At 30.4% G+C, this 18669-nt stretch carries 18 protein-coding genes; 5 read left to right on the top strand and 13 right to left on the bottom strand.

The genetic code is table 11. The annotated features are described in order from the left end of the window. Nucleotides 1–4: 4 nt before the first annotated feature. The 7 genes from ABXT72_RS02760 to ABXT72_RS02730 form a co-directional block, all read right to left on the bottom strand. Entirely contained in the window at nucleotides 5–682 is a 678-nt protein-coding gene (locus ABXT72_RS02760) for a DUF1028 domain-containing protein (RefSeq protein WP_415278923.1), read from the bottom strand. Further along, nucleotides 679–1095 carry a RidA family protein gene (locus ABXT72_RS02755; RefSeq protein WP_415278921.1) on the bottom strand — a complete coding sequence of 139 codons (417 nt, stop codon included), beginning with the start codon at nucleotides 1093–1095 and terminating at the stop codon, nucleotides 679–681. The genes ABXT72_RS02760 and ABXT72_RS02755 overlap by 4 nt, the downstream gene beginning before the upstream one ends. Before the next feature lie 14 nt (nucleotides 1096–1109). Continuing rightward, nucleotides 1110–2360: a flavin-containing monooxygenase gene (locus ABXT72_RS02750; RefSeq protein WP_415278920.1), complete on the bottom strand. Its 1251-nt coding sequence runs from the start codon at nucleotides 2358–2360 to the stop codon at nucleotides 1110–1112. Nucleotides 2361–2509: 149 nt separating this feature from the next. Beyond that, nucleotides 2510–3301, bottom strand: a complete 792-nt coding sequence (locus ABXT72_RS02745; RefSeq protein ID WP_415278919.1) for a TauD/TfdA dioxygenase family protein — start codon at nucleotides 3299–3301, stop codon at nucleotides 2510–2512. A gap of 9 nt (nucleotides 3302–3310) precedes the next feature. Continuing rightward, the gene (locus tag ABXT72_RS02740; protein WP_415278917.1) at nucleotides 3311–4375 is read right to left on the bottom strand and encodes a tartrate dehydrogenase; all 1065 of its coding nucleotides are present in this window, start codon (nucleotides 4373–4375) and stop codon (nucleotides 3311–3313) included. 20 nt (nucleotides 4376–4395) lie between these two features. Then, a complete protein-coding gene (locus tag ABXT72_RS02735) occupies nucleotides 4396–5688 on the bottom strand; it encodes an NAD(P)H-dependent oxidoreductase (protein WP_415278915.1) in 1293 nt (430 codons plus the stop codon). Nucleotides 5689–5702: 14 nt separating this feature from the next. Beyond that, a complete protein-coding gene (locus ABXT72_RS02730; protein ID WP_415278914.1) occupies nucleotides 5703–6317 on the bottom strand; it encodes an arylesterase in 615 nt (204 codons plus the stop codon). Between ABXT72_RS02730 and ABXT72_RS02725 the strand changes: the two genes are divergently transcribed. Together ABXT72_RS02725 and ABXT72_RS02720 are read left to right on the top strand one after the other, a co-directional pair. After that, complete coding sequence (locus ABXT72_RS02725; RefSeq protein WP_415278912.1) at nucleotides 6316–6981, top strand: ABC transporter ATP-binding protein; 666 nt, start codon at nucleotides 6316–6318, stop codon at nucleotides 6979–6981. The two genes, ABXT72_RS02730 and ABXT72_RS02725, sit on opposite strands and share 2 nt — an antisense overlap. After that, nucleotides 6917–9502 carry an ABC transporter permease gene (locus ABXT72_RS02720; protein WP_415278910.1) on the top strand — a complete coding sequence of 862 codons (2586 nt, stop codon included), beginning with the start codon at nucleotides 6917–6919 and terminating at the stop codon, nucleotides 9500–9502. The genes ABXT72_RS02725 and ABXT72_RS02720 overlap by 65 nt, the downstream gene beginning before the upstream one ends. Here the strand turns inward: ABXT72_RS02720 and ABXT72_RS02715 are convergent, their stop codons facing one another. From ABXT72_RS02715 to xsc, 3 genes are all read right to left on the bottom strand, one after another. Beyond that, the gene (locus tag ABXT72_RS02715; RefSeq protein WP_415278908.1) at nucleotides 9503–10807 is read right to left on the bottom strand and encodes an NAD(P)/FAD-dependent oxidoreductase; all 1305 of its coding nucleotides are present in this window, start codon (nucleotides 10805–10807) and stop codon (nucleotides 9503–9505) included. A gap of 103 nt (nucleotides 10808–10910) precedes the next feature. Continuing rightward, nucleotides 10911–12512 carry a flavin-containing monooxygenase gene (locus ABXT72_RS02710; protein ID WP_415278906.1) on the bottom strand — a complete coding sequence of 534 codons (1602 nt, stop codon included), beginning with the start codon at nucleotides 12510–12512 and terminating at the stop codon, nucleotides 10911–10913. Between the two features lie 39 nt (nucleotides 12513–12551). Continuing rightward, on the bottom strand, nucleotides 12552–14336 hold the full coding sequence (xsc, locus tag ABXT72_RS02705; RefSeq protein ID WP_415278904.1) for a sulfoacetaldehyde acetyltransferase: 1785 nt from the start codon (nucleotides 14334–14336) through the stop codon (nucleotides 12552–12554). 111 nt (nucleotides 14337–14447) lie between these two features. Here xsc and ABXT72_RS02700 point away from each other — a divergent pair, with 111 nt between their 5' ends. Genes ABXT72_RS02700 through ABXT72_RS02690 form a run of 3 tightly spaced genes read left to right on the top strand, consistent with a single transcriptional unit; the run spans nucleotide 14448 to nucleotide 16998 of the window. Continuing rightward, on the top strand, nucleotides 14448–14732 hold the full coding sequence (locus ABXT72_RS02700; protein ID WP_415278903.1) for a UxaA family hydrolase: 285 nt from the start codon (nucleotides 14448–14450) through the stop codon (nucleotides 14730–14732). A gap of 5 nt (nucleotides 14733–14737) precedes the next feature. Beyond that, a complete protein-coding gene (locus ABXT72_RS02695) occupies nucleotides 14738–15904 on the top strand; it encodes a UxaA family hydrolase (RefSeq protein ID WP_415278902.1) in 1167 nt (388 codons plus the stop codon). Between the two features lie 20 nt (nucleotides 15905–15924). Next, the gene (locus ABXT72_RS02690; protein ID WP_415278901.1) at nucleotides 15925–16998 is read left to right on the top strand and encodes a YeiH family protein; all 1074 of its coding nucleotides are present in this window, start codon (nucleotides 15925–15927) and stop codon (nucleotides 16996–16998) included. Here ABXT72_RS02690 and ABXT72_RS02685 read toward each other — a convergent pair. The 3 genes from ABXT72_RS02685 to ABXT72_RS02675 form a co-directional block, all read right to left on the bottom strand. Further along, the gene (locus ABXT72_RS02685; protein WP_415278900.1) at nucleotides 16995–18077 is read right to left on the bottom strand and encodes a sulfite exporter TauE/SafE family protein; all 1083 of its coding nucleotides are present in this window, start codon (nucleotides 18075–18077) and stop codon (nucleotides 16995–16997) included. The genes ABXT72_RS02690 and ABXT72_RS02685 overlap by 4 nt on opposite strands. Before the next feature lie 28 nt (nucleotides 18078–18105). Further along, entirely contained in the window at nucleotides 18106–18240 is a 135-nt protein-coding gene (locus ABXT72_RS02680; protein ID WP_415278899.1) for a hypothetical protein, read from the bottom strand. 67 nt (nucleotides 18241–18307) lie between these two features. Then, nucleotides 18308–18658 (bottom strand): hypothetical protein, encoded by a 351-nt coding sequence (locus tag ABXT72_RS02675; protein ID WP_415278898.1) that lies wholly within the window; start codon nucleotides 18656–18658, stop codon nucleotides 18308–18310. Nucleotides 18659–18669: the final 11 nt, after the last annotated feature.

Below are 18669 nucleotides of genomic sequence, written 5' to 3'. Positions count from 1 at the left end.
GTGTTTATAAGTCTCCTGGAACACCATAACTGGGTGATTTAGAGGGATTTAAAGCTCTAGATTTATAATCTTTCATTTGAGGTTCAAATACTTTCCACAGCTTATAAAGCTCTTCTATAGGTTTGCTTTCTAACCAATCAATTCGTAAATCAACAAGTGGCCAAATAGTATTATCAGCAACTTTAATTCCAGCAGAATGAACTGGTCCCTCTTCTCCACCTTCTTCTAAACCAGCTTTAAGAGCAAGCAACAATCTTTCAGCAAGGTGAATATTTGGATTATTAGTAAAATTATCAACCATAGCTTTAGGTATCATTTCAGATTTAAGCATATTGCCCGCACCAATACAATTTGATCCTTTTTCTAGACCACTTATTCCTAAGATTTTTGATCCAGTGTGCTGTGAAGTATTACCTTTATTATCTATTAAAAGTAATTGTCGATATTCAATATTTTTTTCTTCTTTTATAATTTTATTAATTACTTCTGTAACTTCTAAACCTTTTTCTAAATAATATAACATGAGGTTTCCTAAGCTAGGATCAGTAACGTTTTGCGTTGAGGCTGCACCAACTCCTGCTCTTACCCATGGGCAACGACTAGCAACGCTAATACTTGATGATGAGATTGCAACACCAACCATGTTGGTTTTCTCACATCTTCCAATTAATGAAAATGTCATGTTGGAATTACCGCTGTAGCATCAATTTCAACTAACCATTCTGGTCTTGCTAAACGTTCAACCACTAAACCTGTTGAAACTGGATAAACACCTTTTGTGTATTCACCAATAACTTGATAAATCGCTTCTCTATTTTTAATGTCAGTAATATAAACAACTATTTTTACTAAATGGTTCATTGTTCCACCAGTTTCTTCAATAAGTTGTTTTATATTTTTCATTACTTTGTGAGTTTGTTCAGCTGGATCTATACTAGCAATATTGCCTCCATCATCTAAGTTTTGAGGACACTGCCCTCTCATCCAAACAGTTTTACCACCTTCTGTTACTACCGCTTGACACAAATCATTATTTAGATTTTGTTCGGGATAAGTATCTTTAGTATTAAACTTTCTAATTCTTTTGTGTGTCATTTACTTTTAATTATTTAACTTAATATATTATTTTTTTTAACAATTTGTTCAGCTAAATACTTAGCATCTTGCCAAACACCCCAAATAAATGATGATCCTCTCATAGATAACCAAGGTAAGCCTATAAAATACACCCCGTCAACTTTTGCTACCCCTTTGTAATGATTTGGTTTACCCTGTTTATCAAAAGCATCTACTTTCAGCCAACTAAAATCATATTGATACCCAGTTGCCCAAATAATTGTTTTTATATTTTCTTTATTAAGATCTATTTCTAATATTGGGTTAATTACACAATCAGGATCTGGTTTAATATTTTTTGCATCATGTTCTTCAGGAAAATCTAGATTATTCTTCTCAATATGTTCATCTGCCTGTTTTAAAACAGATAAATAGCTTTGATCACCTATATCCAAATTAATTTTTAAATCATTTTCAAAGTATAATTTTCCATTTTCATAATTTTTAGTTAATCCCACTAAGGACATTCCTTGATTTGCAAATTTTCTAAAATCTATAGTTTTACCCCCATCATAACCACTAACTGCAATTGTTACATGTTGAGTATTTGGATCGGGAGTTTTTTTTTGCCAAACTCCTAAAGCTCCAAACCACCATACATTGTCTTTTCCTCGATATCTTCTTGGTGGTCTATTATGTGGACCTATGGATAAAAAAACCTTACTACCAGATAGCATTATTTCTTGAGCAATTTGTGATCCTGAAGAGCCAGATCCAACAACTAAAACAGCTCCCTCTTTAAATTGATGTGGGTTTTTGTAAAATTGAGAATGAATTTGAGTTATATCAATATTATTAGGAACTATGGATGGAATAATAGGTTTCTGAAAAGCACCTGTGGCAACTACAATATTATCAGCATCAATATTTCCCTCTGAAGTTTTAACTATATATTTTTGAGTACTGTTATCTCTTAAAACTTCTTCAACATTTACATTGCATCTAATTGGAGCATTAATTTTTTTTGCAAATTTTTCAAAATAAGAAACTACAACGTCTTTTTGAGGGAAATAGTTAGGTGAATGATCATCAAAATCTAAAGTTGGAAATCGATCATGCCAGGCAGGTCCATTTGCCACAAGAGAGTCCCATCTGCAAGATCGCCAACTTTCTACAATACGATTTTTTTCTAAAATTAGATGTTCTACTGAATGGTTTGATAGATGTTCACTCATTGCAAGACCAGCTTGGCCTGCTCCCACTATCAATGTGTTAATTTTTTTTATATTTTGTGAATTACTCATATAATTAGTTTAATAAAACCTATCATTGTGCGTATTGTGTGTCTAGGTGATGCGGTAAATGTTGGGCTTTACCAGATTTACACAATCTGAAAAAGTCAGATTATAGATAAAATTATACTAATATTCTGTAACTTTATAAACTGATTTGATTAGTGGATTGTTATTCTGTGCATTATTCTATTACCTTTAAACGGAGTTGCTTGATGAAGCATAGATCTATTATCCCAAATTGCTAATTGGTTTTTTTCCCATTCTAATGAATATTGAAATTTTTTCTTAATTTGATGTTTTGATAAAAATTTCTTTAATTTTAATTGATCTTTAATTTTTGGTTTAAAACCCATGAAATGTCCTGGGCTACAATAAATTGTATAATTTAAATTTATTTTTTTGAAAATTTTATGAACAGCTACTAACTCATTAATTTTTTTTCCTTTTTCTTTAACTCTTTCTTTAGTGGTAATTGATATTGGACCTTCTGATGAGTAAACACCTTTCACTAATTTTAATTTCTTTTTAATGTTTGTTGGTAAATTTTTAAAAGCCAAATATTGAGAACAAAATTCGGTATTAGCAGCACCTTTTTTTGGAACAAGTTTAGAAAACAACATAGTAAACCTTGGTGGTTTATTTGTGTAAATTGAGTCTGTATGAAATTGTTCACCAAAACTAGGTCCTTTATCTGAAGATTTTCTTTGAACTACTGTAATTTGAGGATATTTTTTACTTAAACCTTTTAACCTTGGATAATTTGCTAATTTGCCAAAATTTTTTGCAAACTTAATATAAGAGTTCGATGTTAAATTTTGTTTTTTAAAATATATAACACCATATCTATTAAGTGCTGATTTTATTTTTTTAAAATCTAGATTTGAAAGTTTTATTAGATCACAAATGATTTCAGCTCCAATATCTTTTTTATTTGGAATTATTTTAATCATTTTACTTAATTATAAATTATCTAATACAGCTTGCGCACATTCAAGTGTATTACTTTCTCCACTCAAATCTTTTGTTCTATTTTTTTTATCTAATAATGTTTTTTCTATTGAAGACATGATTGCATTAGCCGCTTCTTTCTCGCCAAGATAATCTAACATTAAAGCACCAGACCAAATTTGCCCTATAGGATTTGCTATACCTTTGCCCGCAATATCAGGGGCTGACCCATGAACGGGTTCAAATAAAGATGGAAATTTTTTCTCAGGATTAATATTTGCCGATGGAGCAATACCAATAGTACCAGTACAAGCTGGCCCTAAATCAGATAAAATATCTCCAAATAAATTTGATGCTACAACAACATCAAACCATTCAGGGTTTAAAACAAATCTTGCAGCTAAAATATCAATATGAAATTGATCAGTTTCAACATCAGTGTAATCTTTTTTATTAGCATTAAATCTTTCATCCCAATATGGCATTGTAATTGAAATACCATTTGATTTTGTTGCGCTAGTTAATTTTTTTCTTTTTCGTGATTTTGCTATTTCAAAAGCAAATTTTTGCACTCTATCAATACCATGCTTGGACATTATTGTTTCTTGAAGAACTATTTCTCGTTCCGTTCCCTCATACATTCTACCACCAACAGATGAATATTCTCCTTCTGTATTTTCTCTAACAATAATCATATCAATATCACCGGGTGTTTTGTCTGCTAATGGCGATTTAACTCCTGGAAATAATTTTACTGGTCTTAGATTGATGTATTGATCAAATTCTCTTCTAAATTTTATTAATGAACCCCATAAAGTTATGTGATCTGGATATCGCTCCGGCATACCGACGGCACCAAAGAAAATAGCATCATGTTTTTCAATTTTTTCCTTCCAATCATCTGGAAGCATTTTTCCATGTTTCTCGTAGAAATCACACGATGAAAAATCAAATTCATCAATTATTAATTTAAATTGATGTTGTTCTGAAATTTTTTTTAAAACTTTTTGTGCTACTGGGACAACTTCTTTTCCTATTCCATCTCCTGCTATTGATGCAATATTGTATGTTTTCATAAGATAATTTTATTAACCTTTTATATTAAATTGTACTGATAATCTCTAGCTTCAATTACCTCTTTAGGTAAATTTAACTCAACATCATCAATTTTTATAACTTCATCTTTATTTATGTCTTTTTTTAACACAGCGTTATCAGTAAGGCCTAACGGCAATATGTTTTCTTGTTTAGATTTTTTAGAAGTAATTAATTTCCCTCTAGCACAAAAACCACCCTCACCGTCTAATCGATCTCCTACTTTTAAATATTTTTTTGCATAAGCTGCAACGTCTGCATTGTAATTTACAGTTTGTCCTGTTGCTTTTTGATCAAGTGCAATTGCATATATTGATTGAGCAAGTTCTAAACCAATATAATGATATGGTCTCCATATAGCTGAATAACTGCCAGACACGTCAGTGACCATTCCGTAATCTTTAAAGCAATTTTTAACATATTGATTTTGAGCTTTAATTACTATGTAAACTCCCCATCTAAGATTATTTGGAATATCTTTTTGATTTAAATCAATACTGGATATCACCTCTACTTGACCTTCATAATCAATTAAGCCCCCTTCTTCTTTTGGAATTAATTTTTTAGCAATATCATAAACTCCAATTGGTGGAAAAGTTAATCCATTACTTGGGCATTTTAAGTTTGATGCATTACTTACAGCACACATTTCAATTGCAGATTTATCACCACAAAGAAAACTATTAAACATTTTAGGATTCATACCAGATTCAATTTCAGCACGTTCTTTACTTAAACCGTAGTGACCCCAAACCGTGTCTGGTGTTGAGTATTCAAAATCTGGGTGGTACTTCGTTCCTTTTCCTGCACAAACTACAGAAAAACCATTTAACTGAGCCCATTCAATCTGCTCCATAATTAATGAAGGTTGATCACCATAAGCCATTGAACAAATAACATTGTTTTCTTTTGCAAGATCAGCAAGGTATTTTCCACAAGTAACATCAGCTTCAACATTTACCAATATAACGTGTCTCTTGTTTTTAATAATCTTTACAGCATGAACTGTTCCAATGATTGGATTTCCAGTAGCTTCTATAAAAACTTCAACATCTCTATCAATTGCCTCATCTAAAGAAGTAACAAAGTTTATTTTGTTTACTGTCTCTGTAATTAAACCGCTCTTAAGACAATTTTTTTTGGCGTTATCAATATTAATATCAACGATAGTATCAATAGTAATTTTTTGTAATTGATTGTATTGAGCAAGAAACATGCTTACAAATTTTCCACATCCAATGAAGGCAACTTTTATTGGTTTCTCTCTAGATTGTAGTTTTGTATTTAAAAACATTTGATCACGATATACTATTTTTTTATAAAACTGATGATACTTTTTGTAAGTGTATCACTTATAATTATAGTTCCTTTTTCATTTGGGTGCATACCGTCATCTTGATTAAGCTCAGGTTTTAAAGCTACACCCTCTAATAAAAAAGGTATTAAATTTAGTTCATATTTTTTAGCTAAACTTGGATAAATATTATCAAACTTTTTTTTATAACTAATTCCATGAGTTGTTGGAGCAATCATTCCTGCTAAAATTATTTCTATATTTCTTAGTTTTGCTGTTTGAATAATTTTTTCTAAATTTTTTTCAGTCTCAATGGGACTTATTCCTCTTAACATATCGTTAGCACCCAATCCTAAGATCATTAAATCAATATCAGGTTGAGATAAAGACCACTCTACACGGTTTAATCCACCAGCAGATGTGCTACCAGATACACTTCCATCAATAACCTCAAGATTATAACTGCTATCATTAAGATTGTTTTGAAGAACAATGGCTAAATGTTTTTCCTGTGGAAGACCATAGCCAGCCATTAAGCTATCACCAAATAAGATAACGTTTTCTATAGCATTGGCGTTTATGCTCACTAGACAGAAGGCAATAATTTTAATAATAAATCTTTTAATCATGGATAGTCTTCTTAAGCTAAAAAACGTTAATCTTAAATACCAAACTGGTAATGATACTATCAAGGTTTTAAAGAATATTAATTTAGAGACTAAAAAAAATGAGTCTATTTCAATAGTTGGTGAAAGTGGGTCTGGAAAGACTAGCTTAATCATGCTTGCTGGGGGACTAGAGAAAGCAACCTCTGGTAGGATATTTTTTGAGGATCAAGAAATATCTAAAATGAGCGAAGATGAAGTTTCTAAAATTAGAAGAAAAAATATAGGTATAGTTTTTCAATCTTTCTATCTTATTCCAAATTATACAGCCGTTGAAAATGTTGCCCTAACCTTAGAGTTAAATAATTTAAAAAACCCTAATGAAAGAGCCAAAGAGTTGTTGGATCGATTTGGGTTAAAAAATAGGTTTAATAATTTACCAAGTCAACTTTCAGGTGGTGAGCAGCAACGTGTAGCAATTGCAAGAGCTATAGCCATGAAACCTAAACTAATTTTAGCAGATGAGCCTACGGGAAATTTAGACAGTGAAAATTCTCAAATGATTGCGGATATTTTATTTAAATATATTAAGGAAGAAAAATCATCTTTAATTATGGTCACTCATGACCCAAAACTTGCAAATAAAGCAAAAAGAAAAATTAAAATCAAAGATGGAAAAATTGTCTAAGCTTTCAGAGTACAAGTTAACCTTGATATATGCCTTAAGAGACTTGAGTAGAAATTATAAAAAAATTTCTAGTATTATTTTAACACTTTTTATCAGTTTATTTATCTTAAGTGCAATTTTCACAATTGAAGATAGTTTAAATAAAGAATTAAATAATAATTCAAGAGCACTTTTAGGTGGAGATATTGAAATTGATTATAATCGTAATGTTGGCAACTTAGAATTAATTAACCAAGTTAAAGAATTTGCTACCGTTTCGCAAATGGTTGAGTTTAGCACCATGATCTCAACTACCAATCAAACTAAAAATAAATCAATATTTTCTAGAATTAAAACAGTAGATCAAAATTATCCATTATTTGGCAAAGTAGGCTATGAGCCAAGTGGCGCATTTGAAAAATTACAAACTACAGAAAATACAATCCTTGTTAATGAAAATATCTTTAAAAATCTTAATTTGGAAATAAATGATAAAATCAAAGTTCAAGACAAACTCTTTACAGTAATTGGTATCGTAAAATCGGTACCTGATATTGGAGGTGCTTTTGTATTTGGTGACTTTGCTTTAGCTGGAAAACAAACATTAGAACTATTAAAACTTAACAACTTAGGCAGCTTTTTAAACTACGAATATAAAGTAAGATTTAATGACGGAGATAATCCAAAGGCTTTATCTAAAAAAATTGAGCAATTATTCAAAGATGAAAAAAAGGTTAGACTTAGATATCACGAAAAATCTGACGGTCCTTTAAAGAGAATAATTGATAATTTCTCTCAGTTTTTGTCTCTTGTATCAATTAGTGCAATGTTAATTGCTGGAATTGGAATTGCTAACACTCTACTTTCATTCATTAATCAGAATAATATGTCTATAGCAGTTAAGAAATCTTTAGGCTTTTTCTCAAAAGATGTTAAAATAGTCTACTATCTACAATTACTCATTCTATTATTCATAATATCAACTGTTGCGTACTCTTTTAGTTTCTTTCTAGTCCCTATTGTTGATGTGTATTTATCAGCTGGTCTTGGATTAAATATTGAAGGTAGTTTTTCTATTCTTAATTATTTCAAAGTTTTTTCGGTAGGTTTATTAGTATTAATCATATTTTCTATACCAACTATTAATGCAATTGATCAAGTTAAGGCATCAAACTTGTTTAGAAATGTATTTCAAAACCTTCAATTTTATTATTCAAAAAAATCAATCGTTTTAAGTCTATTATTATTGTCAATTTTAATTTCTTTATTTACCATTGGTTCAGCTCGACCCATTTATAGCTTGGGTTATTTTGGAGCTTTCTTTGTTTGTCTATTAGTTTTTTATTTATTATCAAATTTGATCATTAAATTATTTAAAGGACTTAAAGAGCACCCAAATATTTCAATTAAAGTATCAGTTAAAAATATTACTCAAACTAAAAGTATTACTCCTATAACTATTATGTCCTTAGGTTTAGGCGTCACCTTATTATTAACTTTAGCTTTTGTAGGTTCAAATTTTAAAAGAGAAATTGCAAAATCTATACCGGAACTTGCACCTGATTATTTTTTTATTGGTATTCAAAGTGATGAAAGACAAATATTTGAAGATTTAATTTTTGATATGGATAAAGAAGCTAACCTTGAAATTGTACCCATGGTTTCAACGGGCATTCTAAAAATTAATGGAATAGATCCAAATACTTATATCGATTCAAGCAATGATAGCCACTGGGTGATTAGAAATGACAGAAGGTCTTCTTGGGCTGATAAAGTTTTAAAAGATAACCCAATTGTAGAGGGCAAGTGGTGGGATTTAGATAGACCTGATAAACTTCAAATTTCACTCGATAGCAAAATTGCTAAAGATTTTAATATTAAAATTGGTGATATTTTTACTCTAAATATTTATGGTCGTGAAATTGAAGGTGAGATTGTAAACTTTAGGTTAGTAGACTACAGAGACTTTACCATTAATTTTGCAATGTTATTAAACCCTCAATTTGCAAAAAATATACCTCACGAATATTTGGCTACTTCAAAATTTAAAAATTTAGAAAATTTTAATGAAACTGCTTTACTAGATAAAATGCCGAGTCTTTCTATTATAAAAATCACTGATTACCTGGAGAAAGTAACAGATCTATTAAACAAGGTATTTATTGCTGTAACTGTTATTTCAGCAATTACTATAGTCATTGGTTTAATTGTTATATCAAGTGCAATTATAGTTCAGGGTAAAATTAAGGAATTTCAAAACCTAATATTCAAAATTCTAGGTTTTTCCAAAGTTGAGGTTATACTTTCTTCAATAATTGAGTTTTTTATTATATTCACGTCCATAATTCTAATAGCTTTGTTTTTTGCGGTCATAGGTTCGCAATTTATCATTGAAAATATTTTTCAAATCACTTGGAAGTTCGATTTATCAATATTTTTGCAGGTAACTATTGGGATTGGACTTGCTACGTTAATCTTAATTATGATTACTAATTATAAGTATTTAAGCCCTAAAGTTTATCCACTTATAAGAAATCAATAATTAAACATCAGATCGAGATCTAAACCTCTCAAACATTAATCTTGTTTTAACTCCAATATTTAAAAATGGCTGTGGTGGAAGCCAAGTAGGCTTACTTCTAGATTCTATTATATTAATTTCTTCACTATTTTGATTGCTTGCTTTAATTGCTATCTGTTCACCAAATAAAGTTCCAACTCCAATACCAGAGCCATTATAGCAACCTGCTACAAAGACGTTGTTATCAATTTTATCAAAAATTTGTGAACTATTTCTTGTTCTAGATACAATCCCAGACCAACTAGATTCAATAATATCATCTGATAAACTTGGAAATCTTTTTTTAATTCCAAGTTTTTGATTAAAAGATCTTTTATCTAAATCTGATTTAGACATTTTAAAAGGGCTATGAACTTCAGCAGTGTTTCTAATTAAAATTCTTTTGTCTTTTGTCATTCTAATGGTTGCACCCATTGGTCTAACAGGTAGTACACCCCACTCTTTAGGTTCGCCAATAGATTTATATTCCATATCAGTTAATGGTCTTGTCATACTTGCAGTTAAAGTTAAGGGAAAATTATAATTATCTTTTATACCAAGTGATTTTAAAAAACCGTTAGTACAAAAAATAATCTTTTTAGTAATTATCTTATGATTATTAAATTTACAAATAATTGTATCGGTATTTTTTGCCCATTCATAGAGCTGCGAATTTTCAAGCAGTTCAACATTATCTGGTAAAGTGTCAACCATTGCTCTAACGAGTTTTCCAGGATGCAATAAAATCCCACCTTTAGTATAAAGTGCTAAGTTATAAAAATTTGTACCTAATCTTTTACCTAAATCATTTTTTTCTAAAATATTGTGTTCAAAGTTTAATTTTAATAAAGTTTTACTAAAATTTTCTAATATCTTTCTATCTTTTTCATTTGATGAGGCAAAATATTTTCCACTTTCATTCAAATCACAATCAACTTGATGCTCTTTAATAAATTTTTTAACAACATCAATTCCTAATTTATAAATGTCAGTCTTCTTTTTATAATTAGAAAGTTCTTTATTTGAAGTAAAACCGTCATTTAGAGTAGTATCGACTAAATATCCTGAGTTCCTTCCACTTGCACCCTCTCCTGCTAATTGTGCATCAACAAGAATAATTTTTTGATTTGGGTGGAGTTCTGATAATTTTCTAGCAGCAGATAAACCTGTGTAACCAGCGCCAATAATTAACCAATCACAGGATTTATTTTTATCTAAATTTTTTATACTAGATCTTTTATCAAGGTCATTAATCCAACTACACCCTAAGTCGTTAACTATCTTCATATTTTTAGTATCTTGCTCTTCCACCTGTAAGGTCATAAACAGCACCCTTTACTGCTGCAACTTTATCTTTTAAATCAATCTTATTCATAATCATTGAATAGTTTTAATTGTTAGTAAAATTAAAACCTTCATAGTTTTTTAAAACAATATCCTCACAAAATTTTTTATACTTTGGAAGACCAGATGGATAAGGCATGAAAACTTGAGCTTTTCCCTCAATGTTACCCCCATATAACCATGAACTTTTTGACTCTGGTATTAATGTTTCATTAACAGCTTTATCAATTATTGCCCTCCATTTTAAAGAGGATTCATCATTTGTTTCAATTGTTTTAAGATTATTTTTCTCCATGTGTGAAATACAATCAGTTATAAATTCAACATGTTGTTCAATAGCCATTGGAACATTAGTTAACACAGAAGGGCTTCCTGGTCCGGTAATCGTAAAAAAATTTGGAAAACCTGGTACTTGAAGCCCAAGATAAGTTAATGGACCATTTTTCCATAATTCACTAAGTTTGATATTATTTTTACCCACCATATCTATTGATAATAATGCACCAGTAATAGCGTCATACCCTGTTGCAAATACAATTATATCGAATTCATAATTATTATTTAAAGTGCTAATCCCAGTTTTAGTAATTTCTTTTATTAAATCTTTTGAAATATCAATTAATTCAACATTATCTTTATTAAAAGTTTCATAATAATCTGTATTTAATGTCGGTCTTCTAGTAGCAAATGGATAATTAAAGTCTGTTACAACTTTGGCATAATCTTTGTTTTGCATTCTTGCTTCTACTTTTTCTTTAATAAAATTAACTACTGTTTTATTGGCATCCAAATTTGTTGTTATATCCTTAAAAAGACCACGAAAACCCAAACCACCTTTTTGCCACCCATTTTCATAAATTTTTTTTCTATCTTCATTACTGACATCCAAAGCGGATTGACTTGAAAATTGAAAAGCATGACCAGTTGGTGTTGACTTAATTAAATCTCTAATTTCTTGATAGTTATCTTTTATCTTTTTCTTATATTTATCATTAACAATTTCATTTCTTGCTGGAATACTAAAATTTGGTGATCTTTGAAAAATTGAAAGCTTCTTTGCTGATTTGGCTATCTCAGGTGCTAACTGTATTCCTGTAGAACCAACACCAATTTGTGCAACTCTTTTATTTTTAAAATCTACACCAGAATGAGGCCATTTTCCTGTATGGTACCATTTACCTTTAAATTTACTTAAACCATTTATTTTTGGAATATTAGCTGCTGATAAACAGCCAACGGCACTAATTAAATATTTACATAAAAAAGTTTTATCTTTATTAGTTTTGATGTTCCATAAATTACTTTTCTCATCGAAATGTGCTTTAATAACTTTATTATCAAAAAGCATATCTTTTTTTAAACTTAATTTTTCAACAACGTAGTTTAAATATTCTAATATGACGTCTTGTTTTGAGTACCTTTCAGGCCATGACCAATTTTCAAATATTTCTTTTGAAAATGTAAAGTTGTAAGTGTGACTTTCTGAATCACATCTGGCTCCTGGATATCTATTCCAATACCAAGTACCACCTAAGTCCTTACCTGACTCAATTACTAGAGTGTTAAGTTTTAATTTATCTCTTAAGCTATGTAATTGATAAATACCTGAAAAGCCTGCACCAATTATTATAGCATCATAAATAACCATAATAGAATATTATGGTATTTTATTTGATATTAAAACTATTTATGAAACTAGAGAAGGTTGCTTGATCATGTCTTCTTTATTAATCCCCGCAACTTTAACCGGTCTTTTCATGGCATCTCTTCTGAAAGGTTCACCCAATTCTTGGTTAAGAATTACCTCAATAAAAGTTGTAATTCCTTTCTTTTGATCTTCACATGATTGCTTGATAGCAGCGGTAGTTTCTTCCATAGTTCGAACAGTAACGCCTTTTAATCCACAAGCATCAGCAACTTTTGCATAACTTAATTCTGGATCAAGTTCTGTTCCAACGAAGTTATCATCAAACCATAAAGTAGTATTTCTTTTTTCAGCTCCCCACTGGTAGTTTCTAAAAATTACCATTGAAATTGCTGGCCATTCAGGTCTTGCCACTGAACTCATTTCGTTCATGCTGATACCAAATGCACCATCACCTGCAAAACCAATTACCGGTGTATCAGGACATCCAATTTTTGCTCCTAGAATCGATGGAAAACCATAACCACAAGGACCAAATAATCCTGGTGCTAAATATTTTCTACCTTTTTCAAATGTAGGATAAGCATTTCCAATTGCACAGTTGTTACCAATGTCGCTTGATATGATTACATCATCAGGCATTCCTGCTTGAATTCCTCTCCAAGCTTCTCTAGGAGACATTCTATCTGCATCTCTTTTTCTAGCTTCTGCATTCCAAACTGTACCTTCATCATCATCTTCATGATCTAAACTTGATAACTCTTGTAACCAAGCAGATTTAGTTTGGTGAATTATATTTTTTCTCTCTTCTCTATTAGTATCTCCCGCCGTTGGAGAAAGTTGAGCTAAAATTTGTTGAGATACTAATTTTGCATCACCACAAATACCAACAGAAACTTTTTTGGTTAAACCAATTCTATCTGAATTCATATCAACCTGAATAATACTTGCATCTTTCGGCCAGTAATCCATTCCGTAACCAGGTAGAGTTGAGAAAGGATTTAATCTTGTACCAAGTGCAAGAACAACATCTGCTTTGCTAATTAATTCCATTCCAGCTTTTGATCCATTATACCCTAAAGGTCCAGCTGCTAATGGATGACTTCCTGGAAAACTATCATTATGTTGATACCCTGAGCAAACTGGGGCATCTAATTTTTCAGCTAATTTTTTACAATCTTCAATCGCTCCACCAATAACAACACCAGCACCAGATAATATTACTGGAAATTTAGCGTTTGATAATAAGTCAGCTGCTTTTTTAATTGCATCAACTCCACCTGCTTGTCTTTCAAGTCTAACAATTGGGGGAAGGTCAATATCAATTACTTGTGTCCAATAATCTCTTGGAACATTTATTTGTGCAGGAGCAGATCCTCTGATTGCTTTTTCAATTACTCTATTTAATACTTCTGCCATTCTTGAAGCATCTCTAACTTCTTCTTGGTAGCAAACCATATCTTTAAATAAATTCATTTGTTCTACTTCTTGGAAACCACCTTGACCCATAGTTTTATTAGCAGCTTGAGGTGTTACTAATAATAGTGGTGTGTGGTTCCAGTATGCAGTTTTAATAGGAGTAACAAGTCCTGTAATTCCAGGGCCGTTTTGAGCAATGACCATTGACATTTTACCAGTAGATCTTGTGTAACCATCTGCAATTAATCCACCGTTTGTTTCATGAGCAACATCCCAAAAGGTTATTCCAGCATCAGGAAAAATATCCGATATTGGCATAAAGGCTGAACCAATAATTCCGAATGCGTGTTCTATTCCATGCATTTGTAAAACTTTTACAAAAGCTTCTTCTGTTGTCATTTTAGTCATAATAATTAGGCCTTTCTGCTTAAGTTGTTAAAAAATCTATAAATAAATTGTTAATTTTAAAGATTAATATATAAGAATTAAAAAATTTCAAACAAACAAATCGACACAATTATGGCTACAGACATTATTATTCACGATGAAAAAGACAACGTAGGGGTAGTTGTTATTGATAAAATCACTCCAAAACAAGATTGCGCATGCTGGATTATGGAAAATGATAAAACAATTCAAATTCAATCAGTAGATGAAATTCAATTAGGACATAAAATTGCAATGATTGACCTTAATGAAGGTGATACTATTTTAAAATATGGTCATGATATTGGAAAAGTAGTTAAATCAATCAAAAAAGGTGAGCATGTTCATGTTCACAATGTAAAAACGAAGAAGTGGTAAAAAATATGGAAATTCCAAAAAGTTTTTTAGGTTATAAAAGAGAAAATGGCAGAGTTGGTACTAGAAACCACGTAATTATCTTACCTGTAGATGATATCTCAAATGCTTGTGCTGAAGCTGTAGCAAATAATATTAAAGGTACGATGGCCCTTCCTCACTCTTATGGAAGACTTCAATTTGGTGCTGACTTAGATCTACATTTTAGAACAATGATTGGGACTGGAAAAAACCCTAACGTTGCTGCTGTAATTGTTATTGGTATTGAGCCTAAGTGGACAAAAAGAATTGTTGATGAGATTGCTAAAACTGGAAAACCAGTTGAAGGATTTCACATTGAAAGAACTGGTGACATAGGAACAATTATGAAGGCTTCTAAAAAAGCTCAAGAATTTGCAATGTGGGCTTCTGAAAAACAAAGAGAAGAATGTCCTTTAAGTGATTTATGGATTTCAGTTAAATGTGGTGAATCTGATACAACATCAGGTCTTGCTGCTAACCCAACAGTTGGAAACTTAATGGATAAATTAGAGCCATTAGGGGTTCATTTATGTTTTGGTGAAACTTCAGAATTAACTGGTGCTGAAAAAGTTTGTGCTACACGTGGTGCAACTCCAGAAGCTTCTGAGAAATTCATGAAAACATGGAGTGATTACAACGATTTTATTCTAAAAGAAGCAACAGATGATCTTTCTGATAGTCAACCAACAGCTGGTAATATTGCAGGTGGATTAACAACAATTGAAGAAAAAGCATTTGGAAACTTCCAAAAAATTGGAAATTGTAAATTTATTGATGTATTAGAGCCAGCAGAAGAGCCTACTAAAGGAAAAGGTTTATACTTTATGGATACTTCATCTGCAGCAGCTGAGTGTATTACACTTCAAGCAGCAGCTGGATTTAACATTCACTTATTCCCTACAGGTCAAGGTAATATCGTAGGTAACCCTATCGAACCAGTTGTAAAATTAACTGCTAATCCACTTACTGTAAAAGGTATGGGTGAACATATTGATTGTGATGTATCTAAAATTTTATCACGCGAGATGACTATGTCTGAAGCTGGTGATGAATTAATCAAATCAATGATTAGAGTTGCTAACGGTAGATTAACTTGCGCTGAAGCTTTAGGTCATAAAGAATTTGTTATGACTAAGCTCTATAGAAGTGCATAAAACCCATCTAATATTAATTAATGCCATTTAAAAAATACCTGGTTATTGTACCAGGTATTATTTTAGCGTTTGTTCTCTACACTTTATCTCAAGGATTTAATAATATTATTGGAATTGAACTTTTAGGATATGAAAAAAGTCCAATATCAACAGCTATGATTGCGATTTTAATTGGGATGTTTTTTGGAAATATATTTCAAATGAGAAAAAACTTTATCGAAGGTTTAAATTTTACACAAAATTATATTCTTAAACTTGGAATAATTTGTTTAGGAATTCAATTAAAGCCATTTGAATTTTTAGAATTTGGTTCAGTTGCTATACCATTAATTATTGTCTGTATTATAAGTGTATTAGTTGTGATTAAGCTGTTGATTAAAAAACTAAAAATCCCAACAAGAATGGCTTACTTAATATCTATTGGTAGTACAGTTTGTGGAACAACAGCAATTATGGCGACTGCTCCAATTATAGGTGCAAAAAAAAATGAAGTTTCTTACGCAGTTGCTAACATTACATTATTTGGAATATTATCGATGCTTATATATCCATATTTTGCTAATTATTACTTTGATGCAGAACCAATATTTGTTGGTTTATTTTTAGGTACATCTATTCATGAAACATCACAAGTAGCTGCAGCTGGACTTATTTATGATCAACAATTTAATAGTCCAGAAACATTAAATGTGGCGACAGTAACAAAATTAATAAGAAATACATTTTTGGTTATAATGATTCCACTATTTGCATTTCTTTATAATAGAAACAATATTGTTAAAAAAGATTACTCAATATTTGCTATTTTCCCATATTTTGTACTAGGTTTTGTGGCTATGATAATTTTAAGGAATATTGGAGATCAATTTTTTTTAAATACTTATAATAATTTATGGTTAGAAACAGTTGATACTATTAAATCGTCATCAAAAATATTCTTAACAATGGCAATGGCTGCTATTGGTTTATCAACAAATCTGAAAGATCTTAAAAGTATGGGTTACAAACCATTTTTGGTAGGATTTATAGGAATGGCTACAGTAGGCTTAGTTAGTATTTTAAGTATAGAATTCTATATTAATTTCTTAAACTAAGACTTCTTCAGTAACATCTTTTTTTTAAAATTAGAAAAAATACGCCTAATAAGTGCAGCTACAACTCCTAAAAGAATTGCAAACATAATGGAAAACAATCCATAAAAAAATGGCATATCTTCTGAAAATTCTAAAATAAATAGTGAGAAAAAATTTAAATCTGAAGTTAGTACTTGTATTATTTCTTTCTCAATTTGCTCAGCAAAAAAAGTTTCATAAGCAATAGCTATTCCAACTATTAATAATAAAATTGCCAATAAAGCTTTTAATCCAGAACTATCAATTTTTTCACCAAGTTTTTGTCCTACTTGAACTCCTATGATTGATCCAACAACTAGCATAACCACTAGCATTAAATCTATCGATCCAAAATTAAATGAATGTAAAAAAGTAACTATGACACTCACAAAAATTGTTACAAACAAAGAAGTTCCAGGAACTAATTTTGTTGGCATTTTAATTATATAAATCATTGCAGGTACCAATATAAAAGCACCTCCTATACCCATTATAGCAGCAATAAATCCTACAAATAAACCAATTATAATTGGGGTAAATATACTTTCGTATAATTTTGATTTTGGAAATCTCATTCTTAGCGGAAGACCATGTATCCAATAATGAACGTGTAATTTTTTTTTAACTATAAGGTTTCTTTTTGCTCTATCTATTTCTCCAAGACTTTCGACTAACATTAATGTACCAATTATTGCAAGTATATACATATAGGCTAAAGAAATAACTGTATCAATTTTTCCAATACCTTTAAAATATGTAAAAGTATAAATACCTAATGCAGTTCCAATTGTTCCACCAATAACAATCATAAGACCCATTTTATAATCTAAAGTATTTTTTAAATAATGGGTTGTTGATCCTGATACTGATGTTGCAAGAATATTGTTAGCTTCATTTGCAACAGCATATGCAGGTGGTACGCCTAAAAAAATTAAGAATGGGGTCATTAAAAAACCACCACCAACACCAAATAAACCTGAAAGCACTCCAACGATTGCACTCAATAAAAGTATCTCAATAGGATTAACAAATACTTGAGCTATTGGTAGAAAAACATCCATAAAAAATTAACAGTTATTAAAAAACAACTTAATTAAATGTGATAAAAGTTCCAACTAAAATAATACCCCAATAAGCAGCTAGACTAACAAAGATGCCTGTTTTGATGATAGTTACTTTAAAATCTAAAATTTTTTTTAATACTTTTATGTTGGAAATTGACATTACAACCGTCAATACACCCAGTTAATTATTTGTCAAATAAATAGTTATTATAAAGTGATTTTTTTTACTAGTAGATTGTTGCTCCAAAGACTTTAACATCATCCCCTTCAACACCAAGGACCAATCTTCCAAGGAACTCACCTTCAATTTCTTTACTCTTTTGTTTAAATAATACAGTGATGTTCAAACCTCTTCTAAGACATCCAAATGCCTCATAATCCTCAGATAAACTAGTTAACAACTTGTTGTTAGCCCACTGCTTTCCAAGTTCTACTTCATTTGCTCCAAATAACATTTGAGTTCCAAAATCTTTAGTGAACCCACCATAATCTTTCATATTTGAGGTTTTAACAAGATTATTCCAAATTGGATTAGCAATTTCTATAATCTCATCATCAGATTTCTCTAAAAGATTCATAATTTAAGTTT

This window comes from Candidatus Pelagibacter sp. Uisw_094, from assembly GCF_047729535.1.
Classification (GTDB): domain Bacteria; phylum Pseudomonadota; class Alphaproteobacteria; order Pelagibacterales; family Pelagibacteraceae; genus Pelagibacter.
This window is presented reverse-complemented; position numbering and strand designations above follow the sequence as displayed.